Origin of the sequence: Desulfosporosinus metallidurans (assembly GCF_001936615.1) — a bacterium.
Classification (GTDB): Bacteria; Bacillota; Desulfitobacteriia; order Desulfitobacteriales; family Desulfitobacteriaceae; genus Desulfosporosinus; species Desulfosporosinus metallidurans.
Genome location: NZ_MLBF01000016.1, coordinates 15,483 through 31,785, shown reverse-complemented (window position 1 = coordinate 31,785; position 16,303 = coordinate 15,483). Strand labels below are relative to the sequence as shown.

The following is a 16,303-nucleotide window of genomic DNA, read 5'->3' as shown; positions in this document are numbered from 1 at the left end:
GAGTATGAATAAACTTAGAGTTTTCTTCGAAATGATTAAATTTGAACATACACTTTTTGCCCTTCCTTTTGCATATTTGGGCGCTTTTTTGGCTGCCGATGGTGTACCGTCTGTTTCAAAACTAGTCTGGATTACACTGGCCATGATAGGGGCTAGGACGGCAGCGATGTCCTTAAATCGCCTGATTGACAGGCATATCGATGCGCGTAACCCACGGACGGCTCAGAGGGCACTGCCAGCAGGTCAGCTTCGGGTGAAGGAGGTTTACTTTTACACGGTGTTGTCTTTCTTGTTATTAGGCTATTCAGCGTACAAACTCAATTATTTGGCCTTAATGTTGATGCCAATCGCTGTCTTTTTTCTTGTTTTATATTCCTATACAAAGCGGTTTACTTGGGCTTGCCATTTGGCCTTGGGAATTTCACTAGGCTTAGCCCCGGCGGGAGCATGGATCGGGGTAACGGGTCATTGGGCTTTGGCGCCTATTCTCTTGGGGCTTGGGGTCGTGACTTGGGTTGCAGGGTTTGATGTCGTTTATGCCTGCCAAGATGTAGAGTTTGACCGTAAAGAAGGGTTGCACTCGATTCCTGCTATTTTCGGGGTGCAGAGGGGTTTGGAAATTTCGTCATTTTTGCACATGCTTGCGCCACTCTTTTTTATCGCGGTCGGAGTGGTTATGTCCATGAGTTGGCTTTATTATGCAGGTGTTGGGATTGCCATTATCTTGCTTTTCCGGCAGCATCGCATTGTCACGGCAGATGATCTCTCTAAAATTGGGGTTGCTTTTTTCGACCTTAACGGGTACTTGAGTATTTTGCTTTTTGTCTTCTCGATCTTGGATTTAATCTTTTTACGATAATTAAAAGGAGGGGACGCAATGCCCTCACTGTTTGAACAAAGTGAACTCTATGACCTAATTGAAAAAGTCGAAAAGGGTGAACGTTTAGAGTTTGATGATGGTGTTCGCATGATGAATAGTCAAGACATCTTGGCCCTTGGCTATATGGCCAACCTCGTACGCGAACGGAAAAATGGTAATCAAACCTATTTTATCGTCAATCGTCCTATTAAATATGCCAATGTTTGTAGCGATCTCGATAATTGCACTAATGCCACGATGTGCTACGGTCACAATGAAACCACAGAGGAACGGATTGACCATTTGCTACAAATGCGCGAGCAACAGGATCGGACAGGTGGGTTTCTGACGTTTATTCCTCTTCCCTTTTACCCCGAAAATATAAAATTAGAAGGAACCATGGGTATTGGAAATACAACGGGTTTTGAAGACCTAAAAATGTTGGCTATTTCTAGGATTCTTCTGGACAATTTCGATCACATTAAGGGGTTTTGGATCATGCTCGGGCCTAGACTGGCCCAAGTTTCTCTGGCGTTTGGGGTGGATGATTTAGATGGTACCGTAGTGGAGGAGAGAATTATTCACTCAGCGGGGACCGAAACAAATCAAGTTATGACTAAACGAGCCTTGATTCACCTTATTCAAAAGGCTGGACGAGATGCGGTGGAACGAGATAATTTGTATCGTGTCCTTAAAACCAACTAGGACGGAAGGGGGAGAAGTATGTGCAAGCCGAGACCTTAAGAATCATTGAGAAACGTTTGGCTGGCGAACGGTTATCCGTCGCAGATGGGGTTAAACTACTACAAGATGCCGATCTTCTTTCCTTAGGGCAAGCTGCGGATCTCGTTCGAGGGCAAATGCATCCAGAAAAAGTGATTACCTTTGTTATTGACAGGAATATTAATTATACTAACGTCTGTTCCTGTCAATGTAAGTTTTGTGCCTTCTATTGTAAACCCGGAGATCCAAATGGATATATTTTGTCACGAGACGAATTACATGCTAAAATTGAAGAAACGATTGCAGTCGGAGGAACTCAGCTTTTGATTCAAGGGGGATTACATCCTGATTTGGATCTAGACTATTTCGAAAATCTACTGCGTGATATTAAAAGCCATTATACGATTCACATTCACTCGTTTAGCCCTCCGGAAATCTGGGATTTGGCGAATAAATCCCAGTTGAGTTTAGAGGAAGTCATCCGTCGTCTTAGAGAGGCGGGTTTAGATTCGATTCCTGGGGGAGGGGCTGAAATCCTCGATGATCGCGTACGTCATCTGATTAGCCCTAACAAAGTAAGTTGGCAACAATGGATGGACGTGATGACCACAGCGCACAAACAGGGTATGAAAACAACTGCAACCATGATGTTTGGGCATGTGGAAACGTTTGAGGAACGAATTCTGCATATGGTGCGTGTTCGAGAAGCTCAGGACCAAACGGGTGGCTTTACCGCTTTTATTCCTTGGAGTTATGCTCCCACAAACACCGAACTTGGCGGAGAGGGCAGCACGGGGGTCGAATATCTGCGCACACTTGCGGTAGCGCGTTTAATGCTTGATAACGTGGACAATGTTCAAGCATCGTGGGTTACACAAGGGGCCAAAATGGCGCAGGTAGCTTTACGCTTTGGGGCTAATGATTTCGGGAGTACGATGTTAGAGGAAAATGTGGTTCGAGCTGCTGGCGTGCAAACACGTGTCCCGTTACAGGAGATTATTCGTTGTATTGAAGATGCGGGTTATCGAGCTGTTCAACGCAATACACATTACGAGTGGTTAAAGGAGTACGGGAAGGAAGTGTAGGCGGATGCGCAGGCGCAAGCGACAGCTCAATGAAGGCAATTTACCGTTAATGGAACATGTTATAGCCCTACGCAAAGTACTGGTGATTTCTGCATATGCAATAGCGTTCGGGGCCATCGTTGGATGGTTCATAAGTGATCTGACCTTCACCTATTTAGCAACTCCGGTAACAAAGTTGAAAGATATCATGTTTATTACGACAACCCCCATGGAACCCATGTTAGTCAAACTGAAAGTTTCCTTATTCGTTGGTATGGTCATTGCGCTTCCAATTATCATTTGGCAGATTTGGAGTTTTGTGTTACCGGCGTTAAAGCAAAATGAACGAAAATACTTATATATTATTGTTCCAAGCTCATTACTCCTCTTTCTTGCTGGGGCTGCATTATGTTTCTACGTTGTATTGCCTATTGGGATCAGATTTTTGCTTATGGCCGGTGGCGGGGGTGTTCAATCTACCCCCTTTGTGACCAAAACGTCTTACCTTAGCTTTCTCGTAACCTTTCTCCTGACGTTTGGATTAGTGTTTCAACTTCCGATTGTCTTATTAATTTTAATTCGTATAGGAGTGTTATCCCCCAAAACGTTGGCCAAAAAAAGACGTTGGGCGGTCTTGGCAATTGTCATTTTAGCGGCTGTGGTTGCACCGACGCCAGACCTGTTTACCCAACTCCTCATGGCTGGACCAATGTACCTTCTCTATGAAATTAGTATTTGGCTGGGGTATCTTGTTGTACGTAGAACAGAAAAAGAACTGGCTTTGAAATAAGGGGGTGAGAACGTGGGTTTTAGTGAGATACTCTTAATTATGGCTATCGCACTTATTTTGTTTGGTCCAGAAGATTTGCCCGACATCGCTCGGACGATCGGTAAAGTAGTTTTTGAAATCCGCAAAGCGACCCAGGATCTGACTAAGGAATTTCAAAGTTCAGTGATGGATAACCCGGTAAATATTATAAATAAAGCTTTTGAACAGACAACGTCCCCACGTATTGCCGAGAAAGAAGCACCCACAGACGTGAGTGAGACGCAAAAGGATGAAATCGACGAGGACTTGTTAACGTACGAGGACGAAATTCCGGATGATCCACTGGCGGAACTGCCGGTGGATATGGTATCTTATGAAGAAAAGGGTGCGAGCAGGTGAACCGGTTTTGAAACAACTCTGGCTCTTCAATCAGATAAATTCAGATCTCCAACGGGTTGAAAATGAACTGACAAAATTCGTAGAGACGGATTACCCGATTCTCCAAGATTCGGCTGTCCATTTATTGGCTGCCGGAGGGAAACGGTTGCGTCCAGCTTTTACGCTTTTAGCAGGGAAATTCTATGGTAGTTCCTCGGAAAAATTGATGCCAGTGGCAATGGCCTTAGAGCTTATACATATGTCATCGCTAGTCCATGATGATGTCGTGGATGCCTCAATGACCCGCAGAGGGCGACCGACAGTCAAAGCTAACTGGGGTAATATTGTATCCGTAGAAACGGGTGACTATTTATTGGCGAAGTCTTTGATGCTCATTGCCAAGATTGATCATCCAGAGGTTTCTCGCATTTTGGCAGAAGTCAGCGTGGAAATGTGCCAAGGGGAGATTCAACAGATCAAATCTTCCTTTGACGTGGAACAAAATCTAAAACAGTATTATTACCGTATTAAACGAAAAACTGCCATGTTGATTTCCGCTTGTTGTAAATTAGGGGCGTTGGTTTCAGAAGCTCCCAGGCGTCAGATATGGGCCTTGGGTGCTTATGGACATTCGTTAGGAATGGCCTTTCAGATTGTCGATGATGTTCTGGATATCACGGCTAAGCCCTCCGAGTTTGGGAAGCCGATTGGGGGAGATTTGCGCCAAGGAATCATGACATTACCCATGATCTTGGCCCTAAAGTCGTCACCGGAGCCAGGTAAGTTAAAGACGTTGCTTGGGAAAGTGGACAAAACAGAGGATGAAGTGGCGGAAACGATTGGACTAATCAAGGCCACTGGTGCGATTGATGATTCGATGCATTTGGTCGATTTATATGTAAAGAAGGCTAAAAAACATCTTCAGGATCTTCCAAAGGTTCCAACACGTAAAGCGCTAGAAGATTTAGCTGAGTTTATTGCGGTTCGGAAGTTTTAAGAGAGAAACTACCCCTGTGGATGCGATCGAACGGGGTAGCTTCTCTCAATTTTATATCCTTTTACTAATGTGATATGATAAGCTAATGCTGCGTAATTTCAAATTGCAATGGGTAGATACATAGGTTTTTTTGCAACTAAGGAGGGGATGAAATGAGCGAACAACAAGAAGGTATTATTGAAAAGGTATGGCGCTTTTTCAGTTCAATGAAGTTGGGCCTGGCTTTATTAGGAATAATAGCCCTCGTTGCTGGATTGGGGACTCTGTTTCCCCAAGTCAATGTGGACCCGGCAAAGGCCCAAACTGTGGGGCAAATCTGGCAGAAGCTGGGCTTCACCAATCTCTATGGAACGTTTTGGTTTCGTTTATTGTTGGGCTTACTTTGTATCAATTTAATTGTCTGCAGTGTGCAACGATTTCAGGGAGTTTATAACCGTACCTTTAAACTTAAGCCACCAGAGGGTACTTCGACTGTGCCTAAAAAGGTTCAAGCAAAATGGGCAGGAGACGGCGAGTCTCTTAAGCTATCTGTACGAGAAGTTCTAAAACGCAGAGGCTATAAAATTGTTACAAAAGAAAACGACGCGGGCTGGAGCTTCATAGCGATTAAGCGGCGTTTAGGGAATTGGGGATCGATTATTGCGCATGTCTCCTTTGTTGTGTTAGTTATTGGAGCGCTGCTGGGCTCTTTCATGGGTTTTAAGGGATTTTTTATGACAGGTGCTGGAACAACTATACCCATTAACTCTATCAATGTCTCTAGGGGAACAGTAAAGCACGATTTTAGTGTTCGGATCAATTCTGCTGAAGACAGATTCTTAGCTAATGGGGAGCGAGATAACTGGTATACCGACATGAGTATCTTGAAAAATGGTCAGGAAGTGGCCACACAAACGATTTCGGTCAATCACCCTTTTACCTACGAAGGGGTAACGTTCTACCAATCTAGTTTTGCTAAAGGGGTCCATCTTACTGCGGATTTGAAGGGGAAAAAGATTCCTCTGGTTTTACAAGAACAGGGCGGAAACTATTTCCAAGCTGAGGGAACAAATCTTTACCTTATCGCTGCAGCAATAAGTAGCGAGCAACAAACTACGTCAATTGTTTATCAGGTTTATAAAGGGACAGCTTCTCAGCCAATACAAACTGGGCAACTTAAAGTCGGACAAACTATCGATATACAGGGTCAATACAAACTGACCCTTGATGGCAACGCTGGGTTCACCGGCTTACAGGTTAAAGAAGACCCAGGAGTTATGGTTATTTGGTTTGGATGTGCCTTATTATTAGGAGGACTCCTGTTATCATTCTACTGGCGGACGAATGTCGTGTTAGGTGTTTTCATAGCTAAACAGGGCAATCAAGGTGAGTTAACTATGGGAGCTTTGGCCGGAAAAGTTGCTGGCGGAGTGCAAAGCGAGTTTGAACGTTTGATTCATGATATCAAGATGAATTAGGGATTATCATCAATTGTCCAAAAAAGGGAGGATAACACTGTGAACCAGGGATTACAGAGTCTCGAAACGTCAGCGTTTTATGTCATGGTGATGGCGTATACCTTAGGTATGCTGTTGTACTGGATTTGGATTGGCTCTAAAAAAGAACTTATTGGGCGCTTTGCAACATATATTACTGCCATCGGCTTGATCGCAAACACTGCAGCCGTTCTCCTTAGAATGTTCATTTCAGGGCATCCACCACTTTCCAATGGTTATGAATTTCTCTTGACCTTTGTTTGGGGAATCGTGGCTGTTTATTTGTTTGCAGAATTTCGCTATAAATTAAAAGCACTCGGAGCCTTTGTCACGCCGATTTCCTTCTTGCTCTTGATATTTATTATTATGAGTATGGGGCCTGAGGAACGAATTGCCCAAGCGGTGCCTCCGGCACTTAAGAGCCAATGGCTTACATTTCATGTCGTAACGGCAATGTTTGCTTACGGCGCTTTTGCTGTGTCATTCGGACTTGGAATTATGTATTTGCTTAAGTTGAGCAAAGGAGAGGACGGGAAAAAATCATCTTCACAGGGAATTATTTCCCGTTTTCCAGAGTTAGACAAACTGGACGAGCTAGCCTATAAGGTGGTCGGATTCGCGTTTCCACTTTTGACACTTTGCATTATTACCGGCGCAATATGGGCAAATTACGCTTGGGGGACATACTGGTCCTGGGATCCTAAAGAGACGTGGTCTCTGATTACTTGGATTATTTATGCTGGATACTTGCACGCACGGTTGATGTACGGCTGGAAGGGAAAAAGGGCGGCATGGTTGGCCGTGTTTGGTTTTGCAGCCGTGTTGTTTACGTTTTTTGGCGTTAACTATTTTTTACCGGGACTGCATTCTTATGCTTAATGATGAATTCTATCATAAATAGTGCGAGCATATCACTGTTTTTATAATTAAGGAATCATTCAATTATGAAGTGGAAAATGTTAAAATAGGACGAATGAATGCAAAGTTGGAGAAGGTGACTATCTTTCATGCCACACTACTATCCATTATTTATGGACTTAGAAGCACGACCGGTTTTAGTCGTCGGGGGCGGACTTGTAGCTTTGCGCAAAGTTCAGACCCTACTGGCACACGAAGCTTTGGTCTACATTGTCTCCCCCAAACTTATTCCGGAACTTCGAGCGCTGATCGACGAAAAAACATGTTTTTGGACTGAGAAGGAATATTCCACAGAAGATATTCAAGAGGCAATACTTGTTTTTTCATGCACTGAAAAAGAGGATGTTAATGCTCAAGTGTCTTCTGATGCTATAGCCCATCACCGACCGGTGAATGTTGTTGATGATCCGGAAAAATGTAGTTTTATTGTTCCGTCTATTATGGAACAAGGAGATTTGAAAATTGCCGTATCCACAGGAGGAAGCAGCCCAATTGTAGCACGGCAAGTCCGAGCTGAGTTGGAAAACTTATACGGTCATGAAATGGCGGAATATCTCAACTTGCTTAAAACTTGGCGAACTAAAGCTAAGTCCGGCTTGTCACCCGAAAAGCGAAATATCTTTTGGAATCGGGCAACGGACGGCGAAGTGAGGGAACTCATCAAAGCCCAGCGCTTAACAGAGGCGGAAGGAGTGGTTGAAACGTGTTTCCTGTCGCTATTGGACTAAATCATCGAAGCGCGCCAGTGGAAATTCGAGAAAAAATGAGCTTTCATCTCTCCCGCATGAAGGAAGTATTAAAAGAGCTCAAAGATTATCCCGAACTTGAAGGGGTTGTAATTCTCAGTACTTGTAACCGGACTGAAGTCTATGCTGTTACAACGAATGTGGAAGTGGGGGCTCAATCCGTTAAGAAGTTTTTGGCCAGCCACCATGGCATCGAGGAAAATGTACTTAATCAGTACCTTTATGTGCACACCTTGTATGATGCAGTGCGCCATTTATTTCGTGTTACTTCGGGTTTAGACTCGATGGTTCGAGGAGAGACACAGATCATTGGACAGGTTGCTCAGGCATATCAACAAGCGAACGAGGCAGCGGTCACCAACAAAGCGATCAATGTGTTTTTCCAGACTGCCTTAGCAGTGGGAAAACGCGTACGCACGGAGACACTGATTGATCAGCATCCTGTTTCCATTAGTTATACTGCGGTAGAACTTGCCAAACAAAACTTTGGAGAACTCGAAGGTAAAGGGATTTTAATCATGGGAGCAGGGGAAATGAGTACCCTAACCGCCAAAAACTTAGTTGCTGCGGGAGCTTCTACTGTTTTGGTCTCTAATCGATCCTATGAAAAGGCCGTTCTATTGGCGAAGGAATGTTCTGGTCGCGCGGTACGTTTTGACGATATGGATCAGTACCTTGAAGAGGTGGATATTGTGATTTCCGCAACCGCTTCGAAACATTTCGTCTTACTTCCGGAACGCATGCAAGAGATTATGAAGCTCCGAAAGGGGCGCCCTATGCTTCTAATTGATATAGCGGTACCTCGGGATATTCACCCTGACGTGGGGGAGATTCCACATATTACGTTATTTGACATTGATGATTTGCGGGGGGTAATAGACCGTCATCATCAAGAGCGTGAGCTAGCTGCTGTAAACGCGGAAAAAATTATTGAAGAAGAGATGCTCCTTTTCCTCAAATGGCATAATTCCCTGTTTGTTGTTCCTACAATTTTAGCGTTACAGCAAAAAGGACAAAAAATTAAAGATGCTCAAGTTGAGCGTGCGCTTGAGCATCTAGGAGGGTTAACTCCTAAGCAAGAAAAGATTGTTCGTTCTATGGCTAACTCCATCGTTAACCACCTCTTGCATAAGCCAATTACAAATTTAAAGGAATATGCCACTACAAGCCAAGGTCATCTTTACACGGAAATTTTGCAAAACCTTTTTGATTTGGATGTTGCCGAAGAAGACAAACGGCCAAACTTGATGGTAAATCAGAATCCGGGGCAAGTGTGTCATAGGAGGGCAGAATGAAGAACATCCGTATTGGGACACGGGACAGTCAATTAGCGATGTGGCAAGCCGAATGGGTAAAGCGTAAACTAACCGAGTTTTATCCTCATCTTCAGTTTGAACTTGTCCCTATGAAAACAAAAGGGGATAAGATCTTGGATGTTCCCCTTTCCAAAATTGGAGACAAAGGATTATTTACCAAGGAACTTGAGAATGGTCTACTTAATTGTGAACTTGATATGGCGGTCCATAGTCTTAAGGACATGCCAACCTTGTTACCAATGGGGTTGATGATTAGCGCCTTTTGCGAAAGAGAGGAGCCAAGGGACGTTTATTTAAGCAAAAACGGGGTCTCTCTAGAGGAATTGCCTTCTGGCGCAATCATTGGTACTAGTAGTTTACGGCGGAAATCGCAACTTAGGCATTATCGCCCAGACCTAGGCTTTATGGATTTGAGAGGAAATCTTCAGACAAGATGGAAGAAATTAGAGGAATCTGAGATGGAGGGTATTGTTCTTGCTGCTGCCGGGGTGAAGAGGCTAGGGTGGGAAGATAGAATCACTCAGATCCTGCCTGAAAATGTGATGCTTTCTGCAGTAGGTCAGGGGTCAATTGCCATAGAAATTCTTGAGAAACGCACGGAGATACATGAGTTGTTATCTCTGCTTAATCATAGTTCTACGGAACAAGCGGTACGTGCTGAGCGTGCCCTTATGCGCAAACTTGAAGGTGGATGCCAAGTGCCCATTGGAGCCTTTGCAGAAGTACTCGAAGGACAGATTATTCTTCGTGGAATGGTGGCGAGCTTAGATGGGGTTCGCTTGATCAGAGCGGAAGCTACAGGCCGTGATCCTGAAACAGTGGGTAACGAAGTTGCTAACCGTCTAATTACCTTGGGGGCCACTTCAATATTAGCGGAAATTCGATAGGGAACTTAGCATTACAACGCTCACCTCGTGATGTCGTGGGCCAAACTAGGGCTCAAGCAGTTTTTATGCAAGAGGGCGGGGTGCCCGGCAAATCGGACATCCTTGTCCGGTTGCCGGCGGAACACGTCCGACGACCATGGATGGTCTAGTGTCACCGAAGCCAAGGATGGCGAGAGGGGACCTGTGTTCTGCCCCGCTGATGAAAGCACCGCTTGAGCCGAGTTTGGCAGTCCACTTCATCAGAGAGGTTCGCTTTTGTAAGCGCGAAGTTCCGGACTAGGAACTAGGGGAACCTAGAGGCGTAGAGGGCGTATGTGGACTATAGTTCGTTCGTTAGAAGAAATTATTTGGAAGCAGGAGAACCGTCCCCGTGCTTCCTGAATAGGAGTGTTCGGTTTGAGTAAGGGATATGTATATTTAGTGGGTGCTGGTCCGGGAGACCCGAAGTTAATTACGATTAAAGGGTCAGAATGTATCGCCAAAGCAGATGTTTTAGTCTATGACCGCTTAGCTTCGCGGCGTCTTTTGACGTTAGCTCGCCCGGATTGTGAACTCATTTATGTGGGGAAATCTCCGGATCGCCACACCCTTAAACAAGAAGAAATTAACCAATTACTTGTGGATAAAGGTCTAGAAGGGAAAATTGTGACCCGCCTAAAGGGGGGGGATCCTTTTGTTTTTGGACGGGGTGGCGAGGAAGCAGAAGCGTTACTCGATGCAGGGATTCAGTTTGAAGTCGTACCGGGTATCACCTCTGCTATCGCTGTACCGGCTTATGCTGGTATCCCTGTGACGCATCGAGATTTAACCTCTTCGTTTGCGGTCATCACGGGACATGAAGATCCCACCAAAAATGAAACCGCTCTTCATTGGGACCATCTGGCTCAGTCGCACGGAACGCTCATTTTCCTCATGGGCATGGAAAACCTGCCTCTGATCGCTAAAAAACTGATGGAAAATGGTAAAACTCCAACCACTCCAGTGGGAATTATTCAATGGGGTACAAGACCGGAACAACGTACGCTTGTGGGGCAACTGGACAATATCGCTCAACGAGTTAAAGAACAGGAATTTACGAACCCTTCGATTATTATTGTGGGTGAAGTCGTCTCTTTACGGGACAAACTCCAATGGTTTGAAAAGAAACCCTTGTTTGGTCAACGAATCGTTGTGACACGAGCGCGCCATCAAGCCAGCGAGTTGTCTCAGGCTATAGAAGCTTTGGGAGGGGAAGCTTGGGAATTTCCGACGATTGAAATTGCTCCTCCATCCGATAATTCATATTTAATTAAAGCGTTAAATGATCTTAAATCGTTCCAATGGCTCATCTTTACCAGTGTTAATGGAGTTGAAGCTTTTTTTGCCGAGCTTAGAATTCAAGGGCGAGATATTCGCGATCTGATCGGCCTTGAAATTGTCGCCATTGGTCCGGCAACTCAAGCGGCGCTGGAGAAAAAAGGACTGCGTGTTGCGTATGTACCGGAGGAATATCGGGCTGAGAAAATTGTGGAAGGTTTGTCTGGCCGTGTTTTGCCAGGCCAAAGGGTATTACTCGCAAGGGCAGAAGAAGCAAGAGATGTCTTGCCAGAATCCCTTAAGGCCATGGGTGCGGAAGTTTGGGATGTGCCGGTTTACAAGACGGTACTTGGTGGAGCAAACCGGGACGAATTGCAGCGTCTACTCCGCGATAAGGAGATCCATACGGTTACGTTTACCAGCTCTTCGACAGTCCGTAACTTCGTCAAGCTGCTGGATGGAGAAGTGTCTTTACTGGATAATGTCAAGATCTATTCGATCGGACCTATTACAAGTGCTACGGCCCGCGAACACGGGCTTACGGTTTTCAAAGAGGCAGCACAATACACAATCGGAGGATTGGTTGAGATATTACTGAAAGGAGGGAAATAAGGCATGATTAGTGTTACCAAGCTCTTATTTGATACAGAATACTTTGGGGATTCCTTGCGCTATAATCAGCACTCATTGGGGGCACGAAACGGAACGACCATGGGGTCTGGGCCAGTTGTCGTATGGAATTCGACTAAGACGTGTAACTTGAAATGTGCTCATTGTTATATGGAGTCAGATTCTCAAAAATACCAAGGTGAAATGACCACTGAAGAGGCAAAGCATTTTATCGATGATCTAATAGAATTCAGATCTCCCGTTCTCCTTTTCTCTGGAGGAGAACCCTTAATTCGCCCCGACTTTTTCGAACTGGCAGAGTATGCAATTTCAAAAGGGCTGCGGGTAACGCTTTCTACGAATGGCACCCTGATTACGCCTGAAGTGGCCAAGCACATCAAAGAAATTGGAATTTCCTACGTTGGTATCTCTCTTGATGGACTTGAAGATGTCAATGACAAGTTCCGAGGTAAAGAGGGAGCTTTTAAGGCGGCTATGCAAGGAATCCAAAATTGTGTAGCAGTGGACCAAAGGGTGGGACTTCGCTTTACGATTAATCATCACAATATTAAAGAATTAGACAAAATCTTCGATTTTATTGAAGCGCAAAATATTGATCGCGTTTGCTTTTACCATCTGGTCTATTCGGGCCGTGGCAACCAAATGATTGCAGAAGACGTGACTCCAGAAGAATCCCGCCAAGCAATGGATACCATTATTCGCAGGACTCGGGATTTCGAAGAACGTGGTTTGAAAAAGGAAATCCTAACGGTCGATAACCATTGCGATGGTGTCTATATGTACCTCCAAGCGTTAAAAGAAGATCCTGCAAAGGCCGAAAGGATCAAAGGTTTGATTGGTCTAAACGGAGGAAACCGTTCAGGGATTGCCTTTGGGGAAGTTGACCCAATGGGAGACGTGCATCCTGATCAGTTTACCCAGCACATTACGTTCGGAAATATCCGCGAACGTAAAATAGGGGATATCTGGACAGATGTGTCCCATCCTATCTTGGCCGGACTGAAAGACCGTAAGGCCTTGCTAAAAGGTCGGTGCGCAGCTTGCCAATTTCTAGACATGTGTAACGGCAATTTTCGTACGCGCGCTGAAGCTGTGACGGGCGATTTTTGGGAGTCAGATCCAGCTTGCTATTTGACCGATGAAGAGATTGGTATAAATAGTGAGATTTATGCAAGATGAGAACCGTCCCCATTTCTTGCATTTTTTGCATGATTAAATTTGAGTACTCAGGAGGCTTACAATGGAACTAAAAAGACGGCCACGCCGTTTGCGGGCCAATGAAACCATTCGAAGCATGGTGCGAGAAAACCATGTTAGAGTTGAGGACTTGATATATCCTATGTTTGTCATGCCAGGTGAGAAAAAAAAGGTGGAGATTTCCTCCATGCCGGGCGTTTATGACTTTTCACTAGATGAATTTGTTATAGAACTAAGAAAAGTTGTAGAACTAGGAATTCCATCGGTCCTGCTATTCGGAATTCCGGAGAACAAAGATAGTGTTGGTTCAGGTGCTTACCATGAGCACGGGATAGTTCAGGAGGCCACACGCTTAGCCAAAAAGCACTTCCCGGAACTCTACGTCATTACGGATGTCTGCCTATGCGAATATACCGATCACGGGCACTGTGGATTAATTGATAACGGACAAATTCTGAATGACCCGACACTCGACCTACTTGCTCAGACGGCTCTTTCCCAGGCACGCGCTGGAGCAGATATGGTGGCTCCATCGGATATGATGGATGGGCGAGTAGGTGCAATCAGGGAAGTGTTAGACAAGGAAGGATTTTCTCATATCCCCATTATGGCGTATTCTGCTAAGTTTGCCTCGGGATTTTATGGCCCTTTTCGCGAAGCTGCGGGATCTACCCCTCAATTTGGAGATCGCAGAACGTATCAGATGGACCCACCGAATGGCAATGAAGCTATGCGGGAAACAGCTCTGGACGTTGAGGAGGGTGCCGATATTATCATTGTGAAGCCGGCCTTGTCCTATGGAGATATTATCTATCGGACCAAAGAACGGTTTGGACTCCCTGTTGCTGCTTATAACGTCAGCGGTGAGTATGCCATGGTCAAGGCGGCTGCGGCGAACGGATGGATCGATGAAAAACGTATTGTCACAGAGGCCCTAGTGAGCATGAAGCGAGCAGGTGCGGATTTGCTGATCACGTACCATGCGATGGATGTTGCGCGCTGGCTTAGAGAGGGAGGACAAGTATGATCGTTTCCTGGAATACAACAAATGCCTGTAATATGTACTGTGATCATTGCTATCGTGAGGCCGGGTGTAAAGCTGAAGATGAACTCAGCACAGTTGAAGCCAGAACCTTATTAGAGCAAATTGCCAAAGCAGGTTTTAAGATTATGATCTTTAGTGGGGGAGAGCCCCTGATGAGGACGGATATTGTAGAGTTAGTGGCTTATGCGACGTCTCTAGGATTGCGTCCCGTCTTTGGAACTAACGGAACTTTGCTCACCCATGAATTGGCTCGGAAACTTAAAGAGGCTGGTGCAATGGGTATGGGCATTTCCTTAGACTCTCTTGACAAGGAAAAACACGATAACTTCCGTAAATTCCCAGGTGCCTGGGATGGAGCTGTGCGGGGGATGAAAATCTGCCGAGAAGTGGGGCTCCCGTTCCAAATTCACACGACCATTATGGATTGGAATGCGCATGAAGTGGAAGCGATTACGGATTTTGCAGTCGAGCTAGGCGCTGTTGCCCACCATTTCTTTTTCCTCGTTCCGACAGGTCGTGCAGTTTCGATTGAGGAAGAATCCTTAAAGGCGGAGGCTTATGAGGATATTTTGACTCGAATTATGAAAAAACAGCAAACCGTGGATATTGAACTGAAGCCAACGTGTGCCCCTCAGTTTATGCGGATTGCCAAACAAATGGGCGTCGATATGCGCTTTAGTCGTGGTTGTCTGGCCGGAACTGCATATTGCATAATCGGACCTAAAGGGCAAGTTCAACCCTGTGCTTATTTAAATATTCCGTTAGGAGACGTTCGTGAGACACCATTTGATGAAATATGGCGGAATCATGAGGTTTTAAAGACCCTGCGTACGCTTGAGTATAAAGGCGGTTGCGGATCATGCGAGTATAAGCATGCCTGTGGCGGTTGCCGTGCACGTGCATCGTTTTACAATAATGGGGATTACATGGCTGAGGAGCCGTGGTGCTTATACCATGGAAGGAAGGGGGTTTAGAATGGATGCAACTGATCGGGCCCTACTCAATGCCATCCAAGATCACTATCCAATCGCAGTTCACCCCTACCAAAGCCTCGCTGAAGCGGTGGGAACGACGGAGGAAGATGCTTTTAAACGAATTCAACGTCTGCGACAGGAGGGAATTATTCGCCGTTTAGGGGGTGTCTTTGATTCTCGACGTTTGGGGTACTACAGTACTCTATGTACGGCCAAGGTTCCAGCAGAAAAAATCTCCCTCTTGACTGAACTGCTCGAGAAGATTCCCGGTGTGACTCACAACTATATTCGTAATCACGAGTATAATAGCTGGTTTACGCTCATTGCCCGCTCGCAGGCAGTGGCAGAGCGTATTCTTCATAATATCCGTGAAGCGTCTGGGTTAACGGATATCTTTAGCTTGCCGGCCACTCGATTTTTTAAAATTAATGTTAATTTTGATTTATCCGATGAAGATATTGAAGAAGATATGAACGATGGAGAGCTTAATATTGCTGGTGACGCTGATTTGAGTAGTACACTGGGAGAAAATGCGACCCCATATAAATTGAGCGATGAGGAGATTTCACTTATCCAAGTGCTTCAGGGAAACCTGCCGGATTCCCCCATTCCATTTACAGTCTTGGCTGAAACTCTCCAGTGGCGGGTTGAGAGTGTCATCTCCTGTGCAAGTCGTTTATTGGAAGCAAAAGTCATCCGTCGTTTTGGTGCAGTTCTTCGGCATCAAAAAGCAGGTTTTGTGGCCAATGCAATGGGTGTATGGCAGGTTAATCCTGAACAGGCGGCTGAGGTGGGGGAAATCATGGCACGCTTTAAGGAAGTAAGCCACTGTTATCAAAGACCAACCTTACCCGATTGGCCGTACAATCTCTTTACCATGGTTCATGGACGAACTGAAGAGGATTGCGGGGACGTCATGAAGAGAATTTCCCGTGCAACAGGAGTCAAGACGTATTCAATGCTTTTTAGTACTGCTGAATTAAAAAAGAGCAGCATGCAATATTTTCTAGAAGAAGAGACCCACTAGAA

The 16,303-nt window shown here is 45.3% G+C and carries 17 protein-coding genes; 16 read left to right on the top strand and 1 reads right to left on the bottom strand.

Annotation, left to right across the window (positions count from 1 at the left end):
• Nucleotides 1-4: 4 nt before the first annotated feature.
• The 11 genes from DSOL_RS11920 to hemC all read left to right on the top strand — a co-directional run bounded on the left by DSOL_RS11920 (nucleotide 5) and on the right by hemC (nucleotide 10,132).
• Nucleotides 5-859: a UbiA-like polyprenyltransferase gene (locus tag DSOL_RS11920; protein WP_075365081.1), complete on the top strand. Its 855-nt coding sequence runs from the start codon at nucleotides 5-7 to the stop codon at nucleotides 857-859.
• An 18-nt stretch (nucleotides 860-877) separates the two neighbouring features.
• Nucleotides 878-1,564, top strand: a complete 687-nt coding sequence (locus DSOL_RS11915) for an FO synthase (RefSeq protein WP_075365080.1) — start codon at nucleotides 878-880, stop codon at nucleotides 1,562-1,564.
• Between the two features lie 20 nt (nucleotides 1,565-1,584).
• Nucleotides 1,585-2,667, top strand: coding sequence for a cyclic dehypoxanthinyl futalosine synthase (gene mqnC, locus DSOL_RS11910; RefSeq protein WP_075365079.1), 1,083 nt, complete (start codon nucleotides 1,585-1,587; stop codon nucleotides 2,665-2,667).
• Between the two features lie 4 nt (nucleotides 2,668-2,671).
• On the top strand, nucleotides 2,672-3,436 hold the full coding sequence (gene tatC, locus DSOL_RS11905) for a twin-arginine translocase subunit TatC (protein ID WP_075365078.1): 765 nt from the start codon (nucleotides 2,672-2,674) through the stop codon (nucleotides 3,434-3,436).
• Nucleotides 3,437-3,448: 12 nt separating this feature from the next.
• On the top strand, nucleotides 3,449-3,814 hold the full coding sequence (locus tag DSOL_RS11900) for a Sec-independent protein translocase subunit TatA/TatB (protein WP_075365077.1): 366 nt from the start codon (nucleotides 3,449-3,451) through the stop codon (nucleotides 3,812-3,814).
• Between the two features lie 7 nt (nucleotides 3,815-3,821).
• Nucleotides 3,822-4,790, top strand: coding sequence for a polyprenyl synthetase family protein (locus tag DSOL_RS11895; RefSeq protein WP_075365129.1), 969 nt, complete (start codon nucleotides 3,822-3,824; stop codon nucleotides 4,788-4,790).
• A 152-nt stretch (nucleotides 4,791-4,942) separates the two neighbouring features.
• A complete protein-coding gene (locus DSOL_RS11890; protein ID WP_075365076.1) occupies nucleotides 4,943-6,247 on the top strand; it encodes a cytochrome c biogenesis ResB family protein in 1,305 nt (434 codons plus the stop codon).
• Nucleotides 6,248-6,286: 39 nt separating this feature from the next.
• A complete protein-coding gene (gene ccsB / locus DSOL_RS11885) occupies nucleotides 6,287-7,144 on the top strand; it encodes a c-type cytochrome biogenesis protein CcsB (protein WP_139314461.1) in 858 nt (285 codons plus the stop codon).
• 128 nt (nucleotides 7,145-7,272) lie between these two features.
• Nucleotides 7,273-7,911 carry a precorrin-2 dehydrogenase/sirohydrochlorin ferrochelatase family protein gene (locus tag DSOL_RS11880; protein ID WP_075365075.1) on the top strand — a complete coding sequence of 213 codons (639 nt, stop codon included), beginning with the start codon at nucleotides 7,273-7,275 and terminating at the stop codon, nucleotides 7,909-7,911.
• On the top strand, nucleotides 7,887-9,224 hold the full coding sequence (gene hemA, locus DSOL_RS11875) for a glutamyl-tRNA reductase (RefSeq protein WP_075365074.1): 1,338 nt from the start codon (nucleotides 7,887-7,889) through the stop codon (nucleotides 9,222-9,224). The genes DSOL_RS11880 and hemA overlap by 25 nt, the downstream gene beginning before the upstream one ends.
• Nucleotides 9,221-10,132 carry a hydroxymethylbilane synthase gene (gene hemC, locus DSOL_RS11870; protein WP_075365073.1) on the top strand — a complete coding sequence of 304 codons (912 nt, stop codon included), beginning with the start codon at nucleotides 9,221-9,223 and terminating at the stop codon, nucleotides 10,130-10,132. The genes hemA and hemC overlap by 4 nt, the downstream gene beginning before the upstream one ends.
• Nucleotides 10,133-10,195: 63 nt before the next feature.
• Here hemC and DSOL_RS27955 read toward each other — a convergent pair whose 3' ends face one another.
• Complete coding sequence (locus tag DSOL_RS27955) at nucleotides 10,196-10,372, bottom strand: hypothetical protein (RefSeq protein ID WP_170871500.1); 177 nt, start codon at nucleotides 10,370-10,372, stop codon at nucleotides 10,196-10,198.
• Between the two features lie 156 nt (nucleotides 10,373-10,528).
• Here DSOL_RS27955 and cobA point away from each other — a divergent pair, with 156 nt between their 5' ends.
• The 5 genes from cobA to ahbB all read left to right on the top strand — a co-directional run bounded on the left by cobA (nucleotide 10,529) and on the right by ahbB (nucleotide 16,301).
• The gene (cobA, locus tag DSOL_RS11865) at nucleotides 10,529-12,040 is read left to right on the top strand and encodes a uroporphyrinogen-III C-methyltransferase (RefSeq protein ID WP_075365072.1); all 1,512 of its coding nucleotides are present in this window, start codon (nucleotides 10,529-10,531) and stop codon (nucleotides 12,038-12,040) included.
• 3 nt (nucleotides 12,041-12,043) lie between these two features.
• The gene (gene nirJ1, locus DSOL_RS11860) at nucleotides 12,044-13,237 is read left to right on the top strand and encodes a putative heme d1 biosynthesis radical SAM protein NirJ1 (RefSeq protein WP_075365071.1); all 1,194 of its coding nucleotides are present in this window, start codon (nucleotides 12,044-12,046) and stop codon (nucleotides 13,235-13,237) included.
• A gap of 61 nt (nucleotides 13,238-13,298) precedes the next feature.
• Nucleotides 13,299-14,282 carry a porphobilinogen synthase gene (gene hemB, locus DSOL_RS11855; RefSeq protein WP_075365070.1) on the top strand — a complete coding sequence of 328 codons (984 nt, stop codon included), beginning with the start codon at nucleotides 13,299-13,301 and terminating at the stop codon, nucleotides 14,280-14,282.
• Nucleotides 14,279-15,274, top strand: coding sequence for a putative heme d1 biosynthesis radical SAM protein NirJ2 (gene nirJ2 / locus DSOL_RS11850; protein WP_075365069.1), 996 nt, complete (start codon nucleotides 14,279-14,281; stop codon nucleotides 15,272-15,274). The genes hemB and nirJ2 overlap by 4 nt, the downstream gene beginning before the upstream one ends.
• A gap of 1 nt (nucleotide 15,275) precedes the next feature.
• Nucleotides 15,276-16,301, top strand: a complete 1,026-nt coding sequence (gene ahbB / locus DSOL_RS11845) for a siroheme decarboxylase subunit beta (protein ID WP_075365068.1) — start codon at nucleotides 15,276-15,278, stop codon at nucleotides 16,299-16,301.
• Nucleotides 16,302-16,303: the final 2 nt, after the last annotated feature.

What these genes read in the sequence shown, in the direction of transcription:
- DSOL_RS11920 (WP_075365081.1), top strand. Translation starts at nt 5, where the DNA reads ATGAATAAACTTAGAGTTTTCTTCGAAATGATTAAATTTGAACATACA.
- DSOL_RS11915 (WP_075365080.1), top strand. Translation starts at nt 878, where the DNA reads ATGCCCTCACTGTTTGAACAAAGTGAACTCTATGACCTAATTGAAAAA.
- tatC (WP_075365078.1), top strand. Translation starts at nt 2,672, where the DNA reads ATGCGCAGGCGCAAGCGACAGCTCAATGAAGGCAATTTACCGTTAATG.
- DSOL_RS11890 (WP_075365076.1), top strand. Translation starts at nt 4,943, where the DNA reads ATGAGCGAACAACAAGAAGGTATTATTGAAAAGGTATGGCGCTTTTTC.
- DSOL_RS11880 (WP_075365075.1), top strand. Translation starts at nt 7,273, where the DNA reads ATGCCACACTACTATCCATTATTTATGGACTTAGAAGCACGACCGGTT.
- hemC (WP_075365073.1), top strand. Translation starts at nt 9,221, where the DNA reads ATGAAGAACATCCGTATTGGGACACGGGACAGTCAATTAGCGATGTGG.
- DSOL_RS27955 (WP_170871500.1), bottom strand. Translation starts at nt 10,372, where the DNA reads ATGAAGTGGACTGCCAAACTCGGCTCAAGCGGTGCTTTCATCAGCGGG.
- nirJ1 (WP_075365071.1), top strand. Translation starts at nt 12,044, where the DNA reads ATGATTAGTGTTACCAAGCTCTTATTTGATACAGAATACTTTGGGGAT.
- hemB (WP_075365070.1), top strand. Translation starts at nt 13,299, where the DNA reads ATGGAACTAAAAAGACGGCCACGCCGTTTGCGGGCCAATGAAACCATT.
- nirJ2 (WP_075365069.1), top strand. Translation starts at nt 14,279, where the DNA reads ATGATCGTTTCCTGGAATACAACAAATGCCTGTAATATGTACTGTGAT.
- ahbB (WP_075365068.1), top strand. Translation starts at nt 15,276, where the DNA reads ATGGATGCAACTGATCGGGCCCTACTCAATGCCATCCAAGATCACTAT.